The organism is Burkholderia sp. GW821-FHT14F03 (genome assembly GCF_058803765.1).
Window position 1 is genome coordinate 84,921 of record NZ_JBXAPG010000004.1, and the last position, 18,795, is coordinate 103,715.

The window sequence follows — 18,795 nt, forward strand, 5'->3', positions numbered from 1 at the left end:
GCGGGCGCGGTCATCACGTGGAAGGGGTCGACGCTTCGGCCGCGCCTGGTGCGGCGACGCCCGGCGCAGCGACGCCCGACGCAGCGGAAGGCGCGGCAGCGGGGTTCACGAGCGGGATGCGCACGATGAAGCGCGAGCCGCCGTCGGGCGCGTCGCGATAGGTGACGGTGCCGCCGTGCATCACGATGATGTCGTGCACGATCGCGAGGCCGAGGCCCGCGCCGGTCTCGACGCCGTTGCCGCTTTGCGCGTCGCCGCGGAAGAAGCGCTTGAACAGGTCGGCCTGCTGGTTCGCGGGCACGCCCGAGCCGTTGTCTTCCACGCTGATCTCGGCGGCGTCGGATTCCGCGAGGACGCAGCGCGACACGTTCACCGTGATGCGCGCGCCTTCGGGGCGCGCGAGCGGCACGTACTTGAGCGCGTTGTCGAGCAGGTTCGCGATCACCTCGCGCAGCAGCACCGGATTGCCGCGCGCGATCAGCGGCGGATCGTCGGCGTGGGAATGATCCGGATCGTTCGAGGCCGGCTCGTCGGTGCGCTGGAAACCGAGGTCGACATGCGCGGCGAGCGCGCGCGGCACCCACTCGGCGCCCGTCTCGAACGCGAGCGCGGCGACGTCGACGTCGACGAAGCGCGCGGCCTGCTCGCCGGGCTCCGCGCGCGCGAGCGACAGCAGCTGGTTCGACAGCCGCACCGCGCGATCGGCGGCCGCGCGCAGCTCGCGCACCGCGCCCAGGGTCTGCTGCGGATCGCGTGCGACCGCGGCCTGTTCCGCGTGCAGCTTGACCGCGGTGAGCGGCGTGCGCAGCTGGTGCGCGGCGTCCGCGATGAACTTGCGCTGTGCGTCGAGCGCGGTCTTCAGGCGGCCGAGCAGCGCGTTCATCGCGCTCGTCAGCGGCCGGATCTCGAGCGGCACCTCGGTCTCGTCGACGGGTTCCAGCGACGTGTGGGTCTGCCGGTTCAGCGAATCGGCGAGATGCGTGAGCGGCCCGAGCTGCTGGTTGACGACGCGCCACACGATGCCCCAGCCCGCGAGCAGCAGCAACAGCAGCGGCATCATGATCGCAACGAGGAATTCCGCGGCGATCTGGTAGCGGTGGCGCACCGGCTGCGCGACCAGCACGATCATCGGATTGCCGCCGTCCGCCTGTTCGACGCGCACCTGCGCGACCCGCACCGAGTGATTCTCGTAGTCGGCCTCGAACACGTAGGCGTTGTGCATGCGGCGCACGCTCGTGCCCTGCAGCGGCAGCTTCGGATCGCCGGCCAGCTCGTGCTCGCCGTCGCTGATCCGGTAGATCAGCTGGTCGGTCGGGTCGGAGAACATCGCCTGCGCGAGCGGCGGCACGGTGAACGGGGCGTCGGGGCCGGCGATCTGGATCTGCTTCGAGATCGCGGTCGCGAGATCGGCGAGCGAACGGTCGATCACGTGCTGCGTGTATTGCCACGCGAGCCAGTAGGCAATCAGGCCGCTCATCAGCGCGAGCATCGACAGCGGCGCGGCGAGGCGCCGCAGCAAGGAACGGCGCAGGCTGGTCACAGCCGGATCAGAAGACATCGCGCGGATAAAAAAGATAAGCGCCGCTCGGCCGAGCGGCGCGGTCTGGCATCAAGGCGATCGCGGGCGGGCGCGCGCTGCACGCCGGCCCGCACGGGCGCGTCAGACGCTCGCGGTCTGGCGGATTTCCTGCAGCAGGTAGCCGAAGCCCCGCACCGTGACGATCTCGACCCGGCACTGCTCGAGCTTTTTGCGCACCCGGTGCACGTAGACTTCGATCGCGGTGTCGCCAAGATCGCCGCCGAAGTGGGTCAGGTGGTCCTGCAGCTGGGCCTTGCTGACCACGCGGCCGTGGCGCAGCAGCAGCATCTCGAGCACCGCGAACTCGCGCGGCGACAGTTCGAGCGGCTTGTCGTCGTTGAAGATGCGGCGGTCGACGCCCGACAGGCGCACACCGCCCAGCGAGACCTCGGGGCGCGGCATGTCGCTGTGCGGGCCGCTGCGGCGCATCACCGCGCGGATCCGCGCTTCGAGTTCGGCGGGCTCGAACGGCTTGAGCATGTAGTCGTCGGCGCCGGAGTTCAGGCCCTGCACGCGGTCGTTCAGCTCGTCGCGCGCGGTGAGCACGATGACGGGCGTGTGCCGGTTGGTCTGACGAAAGCGCGACAACAGGGTCATGCCGTCGATGCCGGGCAGGCCGAGATCGAGGATTACGAGTTCGTGGCGATTCTGCGCGAGCGCCTGCTCGGCAAAAATCCCGTCGTGGACCATGTCGACGGTGAAGCCAGCCTGTTCGAGGCTGCTTTGAATGCCGCGGGCGATGGGGCGGTCATCTTCGATCAGAAGGAGTCGCATGAGATTCGCTCAAGTACAATGGGTTGGCGGTTCAGGCACGCGGACAGCACGACGCCGTTTCCACAGGAACATCGCATGCCTGACGACAAGCAAGGCGGCCATCGAACACATCCATACCAACATGTCCGACATCTCGATCCACGAACTTGAAGCCGCGATCAATTTCTGGCGCGCCCGCTCGCCTTCGAGCGGCGACGAACTCAAACTCTGCGAAGAGGCAAGCGCGCTTTCCAAGCCGTATGCGCTGCTGATTGTACAGCGCCGGAGTGCGCTGCAACTGGAAGGATTGGACCCTGGCGCACGCAAGGCCTGGGAGTCTTACGTGCGCCTTAAGGACGGCTTGGAAAGCTGAAGGCTTTCGCGTCATTCATCATAGAAAACGCTTGCTGAAAGCGAAACGTTGACGCGAGGTTTTTTTATTCCGGTCAGGGTTATTACGCAATATTTGCTCAGGCGGGATGCGCCTCGCGCCCGACCTCGTCGATGAAGCGGGCCAGCTTGATGTCGCGTTCGGTGAGCCCGTTCGCGTCGTGCGTCGACAGCGTGATGTCGACCCGGTTGTAGACGTTGAACCACTCGGGATGGTGATCCATTTCCTGCGCCTTGATCGCGACGCGCGCCATGAAGCCGAAGGCTTCGTTGAAATCGGCGAAGCGCAGGCTGCGCTGGATCGCATCGCGGCCGGGCATGGCCGACCAGTGGGGCAGGCCTTCGAGCAGGGTCTTGCGTTCTTCGGATGTCAGTTTGTGAATCATTGCAGGCCTCGTTCGGTAGCGGCGCGGCCGCGCGCAGGCTTCGCGGCGGCGCACCGTGCCGGACATTCTTTCACAACTTGCGGCTCATGCGTCAGGATCGTCCGCCCAACCCTCGCCCGTGCCGCGCGTCAGCACGCGGTCGGCGTCGAGCACGGCGCCCGCCGGATGCTCGGGCAGCGGCGTGAGGCGGCGGGCCAGCGCGCGCGCGTCGACGTCGGCGAGCGCGAACAGCTGCGCGAAATCGTCGATCACGAAGTAGGTCTTCTGGAACGTGTCGATCCTGTAACGGGTGCGCATCACGCGCTCGAGATCGAAACCGATCCGGTTCGGCGCCGCGCTTTCCAGGCTGTAGAGCGTTTCTCCCTTGCTCGACACGATGCCCGCGCCGTAGATTCGCAGGCGGCCCGGTTGCGACGCGTCGCGGATCAGGCCGAACTCGACCGTGTACCAGTAGAGGCGGGCGAGCAGCGCGAGCGCCTGCGGATCGTCGGCGACCGCGAGGGCCGCGCGGCCGTACGCGTGCATGTAGTCGGCGAAGACCGGATCGATCAGCAGCGGCACGTGACCGAACAGGTCGTGGAAACAATCCGGTTCCTGCAGGTAGTCGAGCTGGTCCGGGCGGCGCATCCACCAGGTGACCGGGAAGCGGCGGTTCGCGAGGTGCTCGAAGAACACCACGTCGGGCACGAGGCCCGGCACCGCGACGATTTCCCAGCCGGTCGCGGCCTTCAGCTGGCGGTTGACGGCCGCGAACGACGGCACGCCGGCCGCCGACAGGTCGAGGCGCGCGAGCCCGGCGACGAATGCGTCGCACGCGCGGCCTTGCAGCAGGGCCGCCTGGCGGTCGTACAGCTGGTTCCACACCGCGTGGTCGACCTGGCCGTAGCGTTCGAGCGGCTGGTCGATGGTGAAATCGGCGCGGGTTTCGAGACCCGCGTCGAACTGTTCCTTCAGTTTCGCGGTGACGACGGTGGACATGATCGGCTCTGGTTGGGCATCGGTTTCAATAGATGCAAGTGTAGAGCGGGGGGCATGCGGATTGGGCGCAAAGGTGGCGTGGATTTGGCTCGTAATGCGATAATCACGCATCAAATATTGAATCAATGCGGAGAATATTCATGGTTGAACTCGATCACTTCGATCTCGCGCTCCTGGAGGTGCTGCAGCGCTTCGGCCGGGCGACGCACCAGCAGCTCGGCGAAGAGGTGCCGCTGTCGCCGTCGCAGATCGGGCGGCGCCTGCAGCGCCTCGAGTCGGCGGGCGTCATCGACGGGTATCGGGTCGTGTTGCGGCCCGAGCGGCTCGGGCTCGGCGTGACCGCGTTCACGAGCCTGAAGCTCAAGCACCACGGCGATTCGATCATCGAGCAGTTCCAGCAGCAGATCGACGTGCTGCCGGAAGTGCTTGAATGCCATGCGGTGGTGGGCGACGCCGACTATCTGCTGCGGATCGTCGCGCCGGATCTGAACGCGCTGTCGTCGTTCGTGATGAAGAAGCTGATGCGGGTGCCGGGGGTGGACAGCGTGCGCTCGAACATCGTGCTGACGACCTTCAAGCGCAACGGCCCGCTGCCGCTCGCGCACCTGGAGCCCGGCGCGCCGGCCGCGTGAGGCGGCCGCCGGCGCGTGGCGGCGGCCTTACGCGGGCAGGTCCTGCTGCGCCTGGTTGAGCAGGTCGACGTAGGCGACCGCGACGAGGTCGTCGTTCGACACGCCGAGCCGCGCGAACACCGCGTGCGCCTCGGCCTCGCCGCCCGCCTCGTCGTCGTCGGGCGCGAGCACGACCTCGAGTTCGACGAAGTCGCCGAGCCCGTCGACCCGGTCCAGGTGGATGCGGGTGCGCCCGGCGAGGTATACGTGGCGCTCCTTGGTCACGATGCCGCGCGTGGTGAGCGCGGTGGCGAGGAGCGCGTGCATCGCGTCGGGATTGGTGACGGGGCTGCGCGTGTAGTACGACGCCTTCGGGCCGTCGCGGTCGTCGCGCTGGTAGAAGATCAGCTCGGCGGGCGTGCCGTCCTCGAAGCGGCGCAGCTTGAGCCGGCCGCGCGGCACGTCGTAGAAGAAATCCTGCTGACGGTAGAACAGCGGGGCGTCGGTCGCGAGCGCCGCCGCGCGCTCCTGCAACTGGTCGAACGCGCGGGCTCGGGCTTTGATCTCGATGTTGCGGGCCATGCGGATCTCCTTCGAACGGTGGTCGGGTGTGAACGGACAATCTAGCAAAAAGTCCGGGGCGGCGGCGTGACGCGCGTGGGGCGGGGCGCCGACGTCACGGTCCGGCCCGGGTGGCCGGGCCCGGTAGGAAGGGCCCGGGCCCGGTTCGCGCGCCGCGCGGCGTCGCCCATCCGGCCAGGCGCCGGGGCTCGCCGCGCCCGCGCTCAGTCCGCCCACTGCGCTTCCATCAGGCGCAGCGCCGCCGCGATCGCGGGCTCCTCGCGGCGCGCGGCGAGCGTGACGAAAGTCAGCTCGGTCGGCACCGTCACGCGCTCGACGATCGTCAGCGCGTGCGCATGCGCCTCGCGCAGCGCGATCGAATCGCGCGCGAGCGTGAGGCCCACGCCCGACTTCACCAGGTCCAGCATCGACAGTTCCTGGTCCACTTCCGCCACCGTCACCGGCTGCACGCGCAGCTCGCCGAAGCGGCGCGACAGCAGCCGGTGATGCGCGGACGCGGCGGGCGTCCAGATCCACGGCAGCGCGGCGAGCGCGCGCCAATCGCGCGCGCGCTGCACCCGCTCCTTCCAGCCCGCGGGCGCGAGCACCCGGTACTGGAAATGCGTGAGCGTCAGCGTGTGGAACAGCGCCGCGTCGCGCGGGTCGTCCTCGGCCGGCTGGCCGATGTAGTAGCCGACATCGAGTTCGTGCGTGCGCACCTGATCGAGCACCCAGCCCGACATCCCGTGCCGCAGCGCGGTTTCGATCTGCGGATAGGACTCGACCAGCTGCCGCAGGAAGCCGCCCAGCCGCAGGAATTCCGGGTCGAGGATCGTGCCGATCCGCAGCCGGCCGCGCACTTCCTGGCGCAGCGCGGCGGCCGCGCGCTGCACGTCGGCCGCGGCCGCGAGCGCGCGTTCCGCGTGCGGCAGCAGCGCCTGCCCGTCGCGCGTCAGCGTGAGGCCGCGCGGCGTGCGCGTGAACAGGGTGAGGTCGAGCCATTCCTGCAGATGCTTGATCTGCAGGCTGACGGCCGGCTGGGTGAGGTGCAGTTGCGTGGCGGCGCGCGTCAGATTGCCTTCGCGCGCCACCGCGACGAAGGCGCGGAGCAGGATCATATCCATGCCGTGATATTAGCGCGGCTTATAACGCATTTGAACATTACTCATTGGATTCGCGGCGGCGCCCGCGGGTAGGCTTCAGGTCGACGCGATCCACCAGAGGAGAACCCCGACATGAGCGAGACCCAACCCGGCGCGGCACACGTGCGCACGCTGTCCCATTTCATCGGCGGCCGCGCGGCCGACGGCGCGAGCGAGCGTTACGGCGACGTCTTCAACCCGGCGCTCGGCGCGGTGACGGCCCGCGTGCCGCTCGGCGGCGCGGCGGAGGTCGACGCGGCGGTCGCGGCGGCGCAGGCCGCGTTTCCGGCCTGGAGCGAGACCGCGCCGATCAAGCGCGCCCGCGTGCTGTTCCGCTTCAAGGAACTGCTCGACCGCCATCACGACGAGCTGGCCGAACTGATCACCCGCGAACACGGCAAGGTGTTCTCGGACGCGAAAGGGGAGGTGATGCGCGGCATTGAGGTCGTCGAGTTCGCGTGCGGGATTCCGAACCTGCTGAAGACCGATTTCACCGACCAGATCGGCGGCGGCATCGACAACTGGAACCTGCGGCAGCCGCTCGGCGTCGTCGCGGGCATCACGCCGTTCAATTTCCCGATGATGGTGCCGTGCTGGATGTTCCCGATCGCGATCGCGTGCGGCAACACCTTCGTGCTGAAGCCGTCCGAGCGCGATCCGTCAGCCTCGCTGCGGCTCGCCGAGCTGTTCGCTCAGGCGGGCCTGCCCGCCGGCGTGTTCAACGTCGTGCACGGCGACAAGGCCGCCGTCGATGCGCTGATCGCCCATCCCGACGTCGCCGCGCTGTCGTTCGTCGGCTCGACGCCGATCGCCGAGGCGATCCATGCGGAGGCGTCGCGGCGCGGCAAGCGCGTGCAGGCGCTCGGCGGCGCGAAGAACCACCTGGTCGTGATGCCCGACGCCGATCTCGACCAGGCGGTCGACGCGCTGATCGGCGCGGCGTACGGCTCGGCCGGCGAGCGCTGCATGGCGATCTCGGTCGCGGTCGCGGTCGGCGAGGTGGCCGACGCGCTGGTCGAGCGCCTCGCGCCGCGCGTGCGCGCGCTCACGATCGCCGACGGCATGGCGCCCGATGCGGAGATGGGGCCGCTCGTCACCGCCGCGCATCGCGCCAAGGTGGCCGCCTATATCGACGCCGGCGTGGCGGCCGGCGCGCGGCTCGTGGTCGACGGGCGCGGCCATGTCGTCACGGGGCGCGAGCAGGGCTTCTTCCTCGGCGGCACGCTGTTCGACCAGGTGTCGACCGACATGTCGATCTATCGCGAGGAGATCTTCGGGCCGGTGCTCGCGGTGGTCCGCGTGCCGGACTTCGCGAGCGCGGTGCGGCTCGTCAACGCGCACGAATTCGCGAACGGCGTATCGTGCTACACATCGGACGGCGGGATCGCGCGCGCGTTCTCGCGGCAGATCCAGGTCGGGATGGTCGGCATCAACGTGCCGATTCCGGTGCCGATGGCCTGGCATTCGTTCGGCGGCTGGAAGCGCTCGCTGTTCGGCGACCATCATGCGTACGGCGAGGAAGGCGTGCGCTTCTACACGCGCTACAAGAGCATCATGCAGCGCTGGCCGGACAGCATCGCGAAGGGCGCGGAATTCACGATGCCCGTCGCGAAGTAGGCGTCCGGCATCGATGCGCGTCCATGCGACGCGCGGCGCGCATCGATGTCCGCCGACGTGGGCGGCCGCGCGGCAGGCGCGGCGGGAGACAAGGAGACACGGGAAGGAGGCTCAGGGTGGCCAATGAAGCAACGCTCGAAGGCGAATTCGACTACATCGTCGTCGGGGCCGGCACGGCAGGCTGCGTGCTGGCCAATCGTCTGTCCGAAGACGCGGACGTATCCGTGCTGCTGCTCGAGGCGGGCGGCAAGGACGACTATCACTGGATCCACATTCCGGTCGGCTATCTGTATTGCATCGGCAATCCGCGCACCGACTGGCGCTACAAGACCGAACCCGAGGCCGCGCTGAACGGGCGCGCGCTGTCGTATCCGCGCGGCCGCGTGCTGGGCGGCTCGTCGTCGATCAACGGCATGATCTACATGCGCGGCCAGCGCGAGGACTACGACGGCTGGGCGCGCGAGACGGGCGACGCGGGTTGGGGCTGGGACGCGGTGCTGCCGCTCTTCAAGCGCAGCGAGGATCACCACGCGGGGCCGAGCGACGCGCACGGCGCGGGCGGGCCCTGGCGGGTCGAGCGGCAGCGGCTGCGCTGGGAGATTCTCGATGCGTTCGCGCAGGCGGCGCAGCAGGCGGGCATCCCCGCCACCGACGATTTCAATCGCGGCGACAACGAAGGCGTCGGCTACTTCGAGGTGAACCAGCGGCGCGGCGTGCGCTGGAATGCGTCGAAGGCGTTCCTGCGGCCGGCGCAGGCGCGAGCGAACCTGACGGTGATCACCGGCGCGCAGGCGGAGCGCGTGCTGTTCGAGGGCCGGCGCTGCACGGGCGTCGCCTACCGCCGCGACGGCGCGCGGCGGATCGCGCGCGCGCGCGGCGAGGTGCTGCTCACGGCGGGCGCGGTGAATTCGCCGCAGCTGCTCGAAGTGTCGGGTATCGGAGCGGGCGCGCGGCTGCAGGCGCTCGGCATCGAGGTCGTGCACGATCTGCCCGGCGTCGGGGAAAACCTCCAGGATCACCTGCAATTGCGCATGGCGTTCAAGGTGCGCGGCGTGCGCACGCTGAACACGCTCGCCGCGCATTGGTGGGGCAAGCTCGCGATCGGCGCCGAATATGCGCTGCTGCGCAGCGGGCCGATGTCGATGGCGCCGTCGCAGCTCGGCGCGTTCGCGCGCTCGGATCCGGGCGATCCCGCGCTCACCCGGCCCGATCTCGAGTATCACGTGCAACCGCTGTCGCTCGACCGCTTCGGCGAGCCGCTGCATCGCTTCAACGCGTTCACCGCGTCGGTCTGCCACCTGCGGCCGACCTCGCGCGGCAGCATCCACATCGTGTCGCCGGACCCCGCGCGCGCGCCGGCGATCGCGCCCAACTATCTGGCGACCGAGCACGACCGCCGGGTCGCGGCGAACGCGCTGCGCCTGACGCGGCGCATTGCCGGCGCGGCGGGGCTCGCGCGCTATGCGCCCGAGGAGGTGCTGCCCGGCGCGCGCTACCAGACCGAGGCGGAGCTGGCCGAGGCGGCGGGCGCGATCGGCACGACGATCTTCCATCCGGTCGGCACCTGCAGGATGGGCCGCGACGACGATCCGGCGGCGGTGGTCGACAGCCGCTTGCGCGTGCGCGGCGTGAGCGGCCTGCGGGTGATCGACGCATCGGTGATGCCGACCATCACGTCCGGCAACACGAACTCGCCGACGCTGATGATCGCGGAACGCGCGAGCGGACTGATTCGCGCGGAGCGTCGACGCGCCGCGCCGGTGTCGCGCGAGACGCCCGTCGAGACACCGACGCACGCCGTGTAGACAATCGCCGCGATCGTGACGAACCGGATGATGGGTTAACCCGCATCCGGTTTTTTTCGTGCGCGCGGCGCGCTTGCCGTGTCGTAAGAAATCCTGCGTATTGGCCAATACGGGTGTGCAATGCTCGCAATCCTTACAGGCCTATAAGTGCAAATCCCGATGAATGCACTGCACCAACGGCGCGACAATGACGCGCAGTGTGCAGGGCGCATTCTGCGTGGGGAGACCACCTCCGATGCGGCACACGGAACGGGGGCAGCCGCTTGTCCGCTGAATCATTCGCCGCCACCTGAACGTACGCTCCCGGTGCTTCGCCTGACTTCGTATGGAAGGGAACATGATTCTCGGCGACACGATTCTGGAAACACGCGGACTGACGAAGGAATTCAAGGGCTTCACCGCGGTGAACGACGTGAACCTGCGCGTGCGGCGCGGTTCGATCCATGCGTTGATCGGTCCGAACGGCGCGGGCAAGACCACCTGCTTCAACCTGCTCACGCGCTTCCTGAAGCCCACCGCGGGACAGATCGTCTTCAACGGCATCGACATCACCGACGAACGGCCGGCGCAGATCGCGCGCCGCGGCATCATCCGTTCGTTCCAGATTTCCGCGGTGTTTCCGCATCTGAGCGCGCTGCAGAACGTGCGCATCGGCCTGCAGCGCTCGCTCGGCACCGAATTCCATTTCTGGCGCAGCGAGCGCAGCCTGCGTCGGCTCAACGATCGCGCGATGGATCTGCTCACCCAGGTCGGCCTGACCGATTTCGCGCAGGTGCCGACCGTCGAGCTCGCCTATGGCCGCAAGCGCGCGCTCGAGATCGCGACGACGCTCGCGATGGAGCCGGATCTGATGTTGCTCGACGAGCCGACCCAGGGGATGGGGCACGAGGACGTCGATCGCGTGACCGCGCTGATCAAGAAGGTCGCGAGCGGCCGCACGATCCTGATGGTCGAGCACAACATGAACGTGATCGCCGGCATTTCCGACACCATCACCGTCCTGCAGCGCGGCGAGGTGCTCGCGGAAGGCGCGTACGCGGAGGTGTCGAAGAACCCGCTCGTCGTCGAGGCGTACATGGGCAGCGCCGAGGCCGCACTGGCGGGGGCGCACGCATGAAGCACAGCGAACGGGAGGAGCGTGAGTTGAGCGGCGTCGAGAGCGGTACGCCCGCGCTTGCGATCGCGGGCCTCGAGGCGTGGTATGGCGAGTCGCACATCCTGCATGGCGTCGATCTCACCGTGCACCGCGGCGAAGTGGTCACGCTGCTCGGCCGCAACGGCTCGGGCCGCACCACCACGCTGCGCGCGATCATGGGGCTCACGGGGCGGCGCAGCGGCTCGATCCGCATCGCGGGCGCCGAGACGATCGCGCTCGCGACGCATCGCATCGCGCACTACGGCGTCGGCTATTGTCCCGAAGAGCGCGGCATCTTCTCGAGCCTGTCGTGCGAGGAGAACCTGCTGCTGCCGCCCGCGCTCGGCGCAAGCGAGCGCGCGATGTCGCTCGGCGACATCTACACGATGTTCCCGAATCTCGCCTCGCGCCGGCACAGCCAGGGCACGCGCCTGTCGGGGGGCGAGCAGCAGATGCTCGCCGTCGCGCGGATCCTGCGCACGGGCGCGAACCTGCTGCTGCTCGACGAGATCTCCGAAGGGCTCGCGCCGGTGATCGTGCAGACCCTCGCGCGGATGATCGTCACGCTGAAGGCGCGCGGCTACACGATCGTGATGGTCGAGCAGAACTTCCGCTTCGCGGCGCCGCTCGCCGACCGCTTCTATGTCATGGAGCACGGCCGCATCGTCGAGCACTTCAGCGCGCCGCAGCTCGACGCCAAGATGCCCGTGCTGCACGATCTGCTCGGCGTCTGACCCGGAGGCCGTCCAACCGGGATCCTATCCGTTTCCGTTTCCGTTTCCGTTTCCGTTTCCGCTGTCGCTGCACCTACAACCACAACGCATCACACAGGAGACGTTCATGAAATTGCAGACCCTCGCGCGCGCCTGCGTCGTCGTCGCGGCGTTTTCGACCGTATCGGCGGCGCAGGCCGCCGATACGGTGAAGATCGGCTTCATCACGGACATGTCGGGCCTCTACGCCGACATCGACGGCCAGGGCGGCCTCGAGGCGATCCGGATGGCGGTGGCCGACTTCGGCGGGAAGGTCAACGGCAAGCCGATCGAGGTGATCTATGCGGACCACCAGAACAAGGCGGACATCGCGGCCTCGAAGGCGCGCGAATGGATGGACCGGGGCGGGCTCGACCTGCTGGTGGGCGGCACCAATTCGGCGACCGCGCTGTCGATGAACCAGGTCGCGGCGGAGAAGAAGCGGGTGTACATCAACATCGGCGCGGGCGCGGACACGCTGACCAACGAGCAGTGCACGCCGTACACGATCCACTACGCGTACGACACGATGGCGCTCGCGAAGGGCACGGGCTCCGCGGTGACGAAGCAGGGCGGCAAGACCTGGTTCTTCCTGACCGCCGACTACGCGTTCGGCAAGGCGCTCGAGAAGAACACCTCCGACGTCGTGAAGGCGAACGGCGGCCAGGTGCTGGGCGCGGTGCGGCATCCGCTGTCGGCGTCGGATTTCTCGTCGTTCCTGCTGCAGGCGCAGGCCTCGAAGGCGCAGATCCTCGGGCTCGCGAACGCGGGCGGCGATACCGTGAACGCGATCAAGGCGGCCAAGGAGTTCGGCATCACCAAGACGATGAAGCTCGCGGCGCTGCTGGTGTTCATCGACGACATCCACAGCCTCGGCCTCGACACCACCCAGGGCCTCGTGCTGACCGACAGCTGGTACTGGAATCGCGACGAGGCGTCGCGCAAGTGGGCGCAGCGTTACTTCGCGAAGACCAAGAAGATGCCGTCGAGCCTGCAGGCGGCTGACTATTCGTCGGTGACGACCTATCTGAAGGCGGTGCAGGCGGTGGGCTCGACGGATTCCGACAAGGTGATGGCGCAGCTCAAGAAGCAGAAGATCGACGATTTCTACGCGAAGGGCTACGTGCGAACCGACGGCAGCATGATCCACGACATGTACCTGATGGAAGTGAAGAAGCCGTCGGAATCGAAGGAGCCGTGGGACTACTACAAGATCCTCGCGACGATCCCGGGCGAGCAGGCGTTCGCGACCAAGCAGGAATCGCGCTGCGCGCTCTGGAAGTGAGGGCCGCGCCGCGCGCCGGGGAGCGGCGCGCGGCATGATTTCAACCGGATGGCAGATTCGATGGATATCTTCGGCGTACCGATGTCGGCGATGCTGAGCCAGCTGTTGCTCGGCCTCGTCAACGGATCCTTCTACGCGATCCTGAGCCTCGGGCTCGCAGTGATCTTCGGGCTGCTCAACGTGATCAACTTCGCGCACGGCGCGTTGTTCATGCTGGGCGCGATGCTGGCCTGGATGGGGCTCGCGTATCTCGGCCTGCCGTACTGGGCGATGCTGGTGATCGCGCCGATCCTGGTCGGGCTGTTCGGAATCCTGATCGAGCGCTCGATGCTGCGCTGGCTGTACCGGCTCGATCACCTGTACGGGCTGCTCCTGACCTTCGGCCTCACGCTCGTGGTCGAGGGCGTGTTCCGCTCGGTCTACGGCTCGTCGGGCCAGCCGTACGACGTGCCGGCGCTGCTCGCGGGCGCGACCGACCTCGGCTTCATGTACCTGCCGAACTATCGCGCATGGGTGGTGGTCGCGTCGCTGGCCGTGTGCCTCGCGACCTGGTTCGTGATCGAGAAGACCCGGCTCGGCGCCTATCTGCGCGCCGGCACCGAGAATCCCCGGCTCGTCGAGGCGTTCGGGGTGAACGTGCCGCTCATGATCACACTCACCTACGGCTTCGGCGTCGCGCTCGCGGCGTTCGCGGGGGTGCTCGCCGCGCCGGTGATCCAGGTGTCGCCGCTGATGGGGCAGCCGATGATCATCACGGTGTTCGCGGTGGTCGTGATCGGCGGAATGGGGTCGATTCTCGGCTCGATCCTCACCGGGCTGCTGCTCGGCGTGATCGAGGGCTTCACACGGGTGTTCTATCCGGAGGCGTCGGCGACGGTCGTGTTCGTGATCATGGCGATCGTGCTGCTGGTTCGCCCCGCAGGCTTGTTCGGCAAGGAACGATGATGCAGAAGAAAGCGCTCTATGGCCTGCTGCTGGCCGCCCTGGTCGTCGCGCCGTTCGCGGGCGCGTATCCGCTGTTCGTGATGAAGGTGCTGTGCTTCGCGCTGTTCGCGGCCGCGTTCAACCTGCTGATCGGCTTTACCGGGCTGCTGTCGTTCGGGCATGCGATGTTCCTCGCCACGGCCGGCTATGTGACCGGCTACGCGCTGCAGACGGTGGGCGCGACGCCTGAGGCCGGCGTGTTCGCGGGCGTCGGCGCGGCGGCGCTGCTGGGCCTCGTCGTCGGCCTGTTCGCGATCCGCCGGCAGGGCATCTACTTCGCGATGATCACGCTCGCGTTCGCGCAGATGGTGTACTTCATCTACCTGCAGGCGCCGTTCACGCACGGCGAGGACGGCCTCCAGGGCGTGCCGCGCGGCCGCCTGTTCGGGCTGCTCGACCTGGGGTCCGATCTCGCGCTGTACTACGTGGTGCTCGCCATCGTGGTGCTTGCGTGCCTGTTCATCGTGCGCGTCGTGCATTCGCCGTTCGGCCAGGTGCTCGTCGCGATCAAGGAGAACGAGCCGCGCGCGATCTCGCTCGGCTACGACACCGATCGCTTCAAGCTGCTCGCGTTCGTGCTGTCGGCGGCGCTCGCGGGGCTCGCCGGTGCGCTGAAGGTGATCGTGCTCGGCTTCGAGACGCTCGGCGACGCCTACTGGACCATGTCGGGCCTCGTGATTCTAATGACGCTGGTGGGTGGGATGGGCACGCTGTTCGGGCCGCTCGTCGGCGCCGCGCTGATCGTCGCGCTCGAGGACCGGCTGGGCGACATCGGCGCGTGGCTCGCGGCCTCGACTGGCATCGAGTGGTTCCAGTCGCTCGGCGAATCGGCGACGATCGTCACCGGGCTGATTTTCATCGCCTGCGTGCTGGCGTTCCGGCGTGGAATCGTGGGCGAGGCGATCGCGCGATTGAAGCCGTTGCGCGCCTCCTGAGCGGATGATGCGGAGCACCAAAATCGTTCGGAATCCGATTCAATTTGTCGTGGAAATGCCGCTGGAAACGCCTGTCCGGCGCCCCAATTTCGTGCGGCGATGCACCATAGGGGTAAATGCTAGGTTGTCGCGCCCTGTAGGCTTGCTTTAATCTTCGTCTCAGTTCTGATGCACCGCGAAACGAATTTGCAGGTGGAGAACGAGGAGACAATCGAGGCACTCAGTGCCCGGACCCACGGAAGCGCTGTTGGACGGAATCCAACAGCGCTTTTTCTTTGCGCGCGCGATTTGCACGCGTCGTGCGGCTCCGCTCCGTCCCATCCTCCGCCTCGGGCTTACCCGATTATCGCGTGCCGCGCGCGTCCGTTACACTCGCCTTTCACTGACCGGGTAGTCGGGAATAGCAGCACACAATAGACCAGAGCAACGAGCAGCGCGAATCTCGGAGACGGGTTTGATGAAGCGGGCGTGGCGGTTCTTCGGCATCGGGGCGGCATATCTCGCGGGGCCGGCGCAGGCTGGCGCCGGAAAGGGCGAGGGGGATCGGGCCGCGGGTGCCGCGGTGTCGCTCCGCATCACCGGCGAGCGCGCGATCTCCCGATTGGCTAGGGCAGCCCCCGGTCTGAAGGCCCAAGCCGGCAGGGGCGACGCCGCCCAGACCGTCAACTTCTCCCTCCATCTGATCGACATCACCATCGCGGCACCGGATTCGCCCGGGATGATCGATGTCGTCCCGGGCTCGCGCGCGTCGCGGGTCGAGCCGATGGGCGTGAGGTGCGCTCGGGTGTTCGCGGCGCGATGGACCAATCGCTCAAGGGCAGGCGGCCGTTCGTGGGTGCTTGAGCGCGGCGCGATCACCGCGGCTGGCTGCAACGCCGACCGGCTCACGGCGCTCAGCGGTGCCGTCGCGGCGCGCCGGCGCACGACGGCGGCAAGCGGACGTTTCGCGCGCAACGCCACCGTTGCGAGCGGGCAGGGAAGGATGGCGCGGGACGAGCCTCCCGCCGCGCCGGCGATCGCGAGGGCTGCTCTGCCTTCCGGGCAACCGAGGCAAGCGTGCAACGACGCCATCGCGATCCGCCAGACGCAGAACGCTTCCAATCAAGACTTCCCGCAGGCTCGCGACGACAATCGCATTGGCATCTGCTTGGCGGCGGCAGGCGCATGGCCCGATACACGTTCCGCCGGGCCGTGCACGCTCACGCGTGAGCCGGCCTGCGGACACAGGCCGGGCTCGACTGTCGACGGCCGCGCCCGGAAGGCGGACAGCTTGCCGCCTTCCGCGATACCGGCGGCGCTCGAGCATGCGTTGTCCGGCGTTTTCACGTTGCACCCGACCGATCACGCGCGCCTTGGCGCTCGCGCCCGCGCATGGGTCGGCCTCACCGGCGGCCGGCGCATGCCGGCGCTGGGCTAGCAGCAGGTTCGCGACAGGACGGGAGCGGAATGGAAGGCGCGTGCGGCAGGACGCGCCTTTTTTGTTGCGCGCGGCACGCGCGGTTTCACGTGGAAGTCAGCGCCGGCCCCGGGCCGGATCGATCAATACGCGTTTCGCGTAGCGTTTGGAGACACGCAATGAAGATGAAGCGATGGATGGCGATGGCCTGCGCGGCCGGGCTGCTGGGGAGCGCGACGGCCGCGTCGGCGCAGCTGAAGATCGGCGTCACGCTGTCCGCGACCGGGCCCGCCGCGTCGCTCGGCATCCCCGAGAAGAACACGGTCGCGCTGCTGCCGCGCGAAATCGGCGGCAAGCGGGTCGACTACATCGTGCTCGACGACGCCTCCGACACGAGCCGGGCAGTGCAGAACGTGCGCAAGCTGATCGACGAGGATCACGTCGACGCGATCATCGGTTCGTCCGTCACGCCCAATTCGCTCGCGATGATCGATCCCGTCGCGCAGGGCAAGACGCCGACGATCTCGCTCGCGGCGAGCGCGCAGATCATCGCGCCGATGGACGCGAAGCGCGCCTGGATGTTCAAGACGCCGCAAAACGACCGGCTGATGGCCGACGCGATCGGCGGCTACATGGCCGGGCACGGCGTGAAGACGGTGGGCTTCATCGGCTTCGCCGACGCGTACGGCGAGGGCTGGTACGCGGTGTTCAATGCCGCCGCCGCGGCGAACGGGCTGAAGATCGTCAGCAACGAGCGCTACAACCGCACCGACGCATCGGTGACGGGCCAGGTGCTGAAGACGCTCGCCGGGCATCCCGAGGCGGTGCTGATCGCGGGCGCCGGCACGCCGGCCGCGCTGCCGGCCAAGGCGCTTCGGGAGCGCGGCTACAAGGGCAAGGTGTATCAGACCCACGGCGTCGCGAACAACGATTTCCTGCGCGTGTGCGGCAAGGACTGCGACGGTGAGCTGCTGCCGGCAGGCCCCGTGCTCGTGACCGACCAGCTGCCCGACTCCAACCCCGCGAAGCGGCCGTCGCAGGCCTACAAGGCGGCGTACGAGAAGGCCTATGGCGCGGGCACGGTGTCGACCTTCGGCGGCCACGTGTGGGATGCGGGGCTGATGCTCGCGCGCGCGATTCCCGAGGCGCTGAAGAAGGCGCAGCCGGGCACCGAGGCGTTCCGCGAGGCGCTGCGCGCGGCGCTCGAGAACGTGAAGGACCTGCCGGTGTCGCACGGCGTGATCAACACGACGCCGACCGATCACAACGGCTTCGATGCGCGCGCGCGGGTGATGGTGCAGATCGTCGACGGCAAGTGGAAGCTGCAGGCGGACTGACGCTGCGCGGCTGTCCCGTTCGAGCGCGCTCGCGGGCCGCGGCGTCGCTCGGTCCCGACGATCCCGGACGAAATCTCGGATGAAGAAACGGTATGGATATTTCGATTGCGGCGATCCTTGCCCAGGACGGCGTCACGACGGGCGCGATCTATGCGCTGCTCGCGCTCGCGCTGGTGCTGGTGTTTTCCGTCACGCGGGTGATCTTCATCCCGCAGGGTGAGTTCGTGTCGTACGGCGTGCTCACGCTCGCCGCCCTGCAAACGCAGAAGGTGCCGGCGACCTGCTGGCTGCTGGTCGCGATGGGCATCGGCTGCTTTTTGCTCGAACTGGGCGGGCTGGCTCGGCATCGCGAACGGCGGCACCGGTTGGCCCGCACGGTCGCCTTGCTCGCGGGGCGCGACGTGCTGCTGCCGCTTGCGATCCTCGCGGTCGCGCGCAGCGTCGCGCCGCAGGCAATGCCGATGCTCGCGCAGATCGCGCTGACGCTGGCGATCGTCGTGCCGATGGGGCCGTTCGTGTACCGGCTTGCGTACCAGCCGATCGCTGAGGGCTCGACGCTGCTGCTGCTGATCGTGTCGGTCGCCGTGCATTTCGCGCTGGTCGGCCTCGGCCTCGTGATGTTCGGCGCGGAAGGCTCGCGCACGGCGCCGTTCGCCGATGCCTCGCTCTCGATCGGCGCGCTGTCGGTGTCGCTGCAGAGCGTATGGGTCGTCGTCACGGCGCTCGTCCTGATCGCCGCGCTCTACGTGTACTTCGATCGCACGATCGCCGGCAAGGCCTTGCGGGCGACCGCGGTGAATCGCGTCGGCGCGCGCCTGGTCGGGATCGGCACCACGCAGGCGGGCCGGCTCGCGTTCACGCTGGCGGCGGGCCTCGGCGTGCTGTCCGGCATCCTGGTCGGCCCGCTGACCACGATCTACTACGACTCGGGCTTCCTGATCGGCCTGAAGGGCTTCGTCGGGGCGATCGTCGGCGGGCTCGTCAGCTACCCGCTCGCGGCCGCGGGCGCGCTGCTGGTCGGCGTGCTCGAATCCTACTCGTCGTTCTGGGCGAGTGCGTACAAGGAGGTCATCGTTTTCACGTTGATCATCCCGGTGCTGCTGTGGCGCAGTCTGGCGACGCCGCATGCGGAAGAGGGCGAGGAGTGAG

Annotated in this window: 18 protein-coding genes; 12 read left to right on the plus strand and 6 right to left on the minus strand. The window is 68.3% G+C overall.

The genetic code is table 11. The features are described 5' to 3' along the window. Positions 1 to 13 precede the first annotated feature (13 nt). The gene (locus tag AC1RQF_RS04155) at positions 14 to 1,558 is read right to left on the minus strand and encodes a sensor histidine kinase (RefSeq protein ID WP_492871370.1); all 1,545 of its coding nucleotides are present in this window, start codon (positions 1,556 to 1,558) and stop codon (positions 14 to 16) included. A 102-nt stretch (positions 1,559 to 1,660) separates the two neighbouring features. Further along, the gene (locus AC1RQF_RS04160; protein WP_004195796.1) at positions 1,661 to 2,353 is read right to left on the minus strand and encodes a response regulator transcription factor; all 693 of its coding nucleotides are present in this window, start codon (positions 2,351 to 2,353) and stop codon (positions 1,661 to 1,663) included. 121 nt (positions 2,354 to 2,474) lie between these two features. Between AC1RQF_RS04160 and AC1RQF_RS04165 the strand changes: the two genes are divergently transcribed. Continuing rightward, on the plus strand, positions 2,475 to 2,705 hold the full coding sequence (locus AC1RQF_RS04165; RefSeq protein ID WP_252982067.1) for a DUF3717 domain-containing protein: 231 nt from the start codon (positions 2,475 to 2,477) through the stop codon (positions 2,703 to 2,705). Between the two features lie 97 nt (positions 2,706 to 2,802). Here AC1RQF_RS04165 and AC1RQF_RS04170 read toward each other — a convergent pair whose 3' ends face one another. Continuing rightward, complete coding sequence (locus tag AC1RQF_RS04170; RefSeq protein ID WP_274000123.1) at positions 2,803 to 3,108, minus strand: 4a-hydroxytetrahydrobiopterin dehydratase; 306 nt, start codon at positions 3,106 to 3,108, stop codon at positions 2,803 to 2,805. A gap of 84 nt (positions 3,109 to 3,192) precedes the next feature. Next, on the minus strand, positions 3,193 to 4,086 hold the full coding sequence (gene phhA, locus AC1RQF_RS04175) for a phenylalanine 4-monooxygenase (RefSeq protein WP_274000124.1): 894 nt from the start codon (positions 4,084 to 4,086) through the stop codon (positions 3,193 to 3,195). 140 nt (positions 4,087 to 4,226) lie between these two features. Here phhA and AC1RQF_RS04180 point away from each other — a divergent pair, with 140 nt between their 5' ends. Beyond that, positions 4,227 to 4,718: an Lrp/AsnC family transcriptional regulator gene (locus tag AC1RQF_RS04180; protein ID WP_274000126.1), complete on the plus strand. Its 492-nt coding sequence runs from the start codon at positions 4,227 to 4,229 to the stop codon at positions 4,716 to 4,718. 27 nt (positions 4,719 to 4,745) lie between these two features. Here AC1RQF_RS04180 and AC1RQF_RS04185 read toward each other — a convergent pair whose 3' ends face one another. Continuing rightward, positions 4,746 to 5,279 carry a class IV adenylate cyclase gene (locus AC1RQF_RS04185; protein ID WP_274000128.1) on the minus strand — a complete coding sequence of 178 codons (534 nt, stop codon included), beginning with the start codon at positions 5,277 to 5,279 and terminating at the stop codon, positions 4,746 to 4,748. A 203-nt stretch (positions 5,280 to 5,482) separates the two neighbouring features. Further along, positions 5,483 to 6,382: a LysR family transcriptional regulator gene (locus tag AC1RQF_RS04190; RefSeq protein WP_274000129.1), complete on the minus strand. Its 900-nt coding sequence runs from the start codon at positions 6,380 to 6,382 to the stop codon at positions 5,483 to 5,485. Between the two features lie 111 nt (positions 6,383 to 6,493). Between AC1RQF_RS04190 and AC1RQF_RS04195 the strand changes: the two genes are divergently transcribed. From AC1RQF_RS04195 to AC1RQF_RS04240, 10 genes are all read left to right on the plus strand, one after another. Continuing rightward, the gene (locus AC1RQF_RS04195) at positions 6,494 to 8,017 is read left to right on the plus strand and encodes a CoA-acylating methylmalonate-semialdehyde dehydrogenase (RefSeq protein WP_274000131.1); all 1,524 of its coding nucleotides are present in this window, start codon (positions 6,494 to 6,496) and stop codon (positions 8,015 to 8,017) included. 116 nt (positions 8,018 to 8,133) lie between these two features. Next, complete coding sequence (locus AC1RQF_RS04200; RefSeq protein WP_492871377.1) at positions 8,134 to 9,822, plus strand: GMC family oxidoreductase; 1,689 nt, start codon at positions 8,134 to 8,136, stop codon at positions 9,820 to 9,822. Between the two features lie 337 nt (positions 9,823 to 10,159). Then, positions 10,160 to 10,939, plus strand: a complete 780-nt coding sequence (locus tag AC1RQF_RS04205; protein ID WP_274000134.1) for an ABC transporter ATP-binding protein — start codon at positions 10,160 to 10,162, stop codon at positions 10,937 to 10,939. Further along, the gene (locus tag AC1RQF_RS04210; protein ID WP_274000137.1) at positions 10,936 to 11,691 is read left to right on the plus strand and encodes an ABC transporter ATP-binding protein; all 756 of its coding nucleotides are present in this window, start codon (positions 10,936 to 10,938) and stop codon (positions 11,689 to 11,691) included. Before AC1RQF_RS04205 ends, AC1RQF_RS04210 begins: the two co-directional genes overlap by 4 nt. A gap of 106 nt (positions 11,692 to 11,797) precedes the next feature. Beyond that, positions 11,798 to 12,994, plus strand: coding sequence for an ABC transporter substrate-binding protein (locus AC1RQF_RS04215; protein WP_274000138.1), 1,197 nt, complete (start codon positions 11,798 to 11,800; stop codon positions 12,992 to 12,994). Positions 12,995 to 13,054: 60 nt separating this feature from the next. Next, positions 13,055 to 13,939 carry a branched-chain amino acid ABC transporter permease gene (locus tag AC1RQF_RS04220; RefSeq protein WP_492871441.1) on the plus strand — a complete coding sequence of 295 codons (885 nt, stop codon included), beginning with the start codon at positions 13,055 to 13,057 and terminating at the stop codon, positions 13,937 to 13,939. Continuing rightward, entirely contained in the window at positions 13,939 to 14,913 is a 975-nt protein-coding gene (locus AC1RQF_RS04225) for a branched-chain amino acid ABC transporter permease (RefSeq protein WP_274000140.1), read from the plus strand. Before AC1RQF_RS04220 ends, AC1RQF_RS04225 begins: the two co-directional genes overlap by 1 nt. 457 nt (positions 14,914 to 15,370) lie before the next feature. Beyond that, positions 15,371 to 16,330: a hypothetical protein gene (locus AC1RQF_RS04230; protein WP_492871378.1), complete on the plus strand. Its 960-nt coding sequence runs from the start codon at positions 15,371 to 15,373 to the stop codon at positions 16,328 to 16,330. A 158-nt stretch (positions 16,331 to 16,488) separates the two neighbouring features. After that, a complete protein-coding gene (locus tag AC1RQF_RS04235; RefSeq protein ID WP_492871379.1) occupies positions 16,489 to 17,646 on the plus strand; it encodes an ABC transporter substrate-binding protein in 1,158 nt (385 codons plus the stop codon). A 92-nt stretch (positions 17,647 to 17,738) separates the two neighbouring features. Next, the gene (locus tag AC1RQF_RS04240; protein ID WP_274000144.1) at positions 17,739 to 18,794 is read left to right on the plus strand and encodes a branched-chain amino acid ABC transporter permease; all 1,056 of its coding nucleotides are present in this window, start codon (positions 17,739 to 17,741) and stop codon (positions 18,792 to 18,794) included. Position 18,795 lies beyond the last annotated feature (1 nt).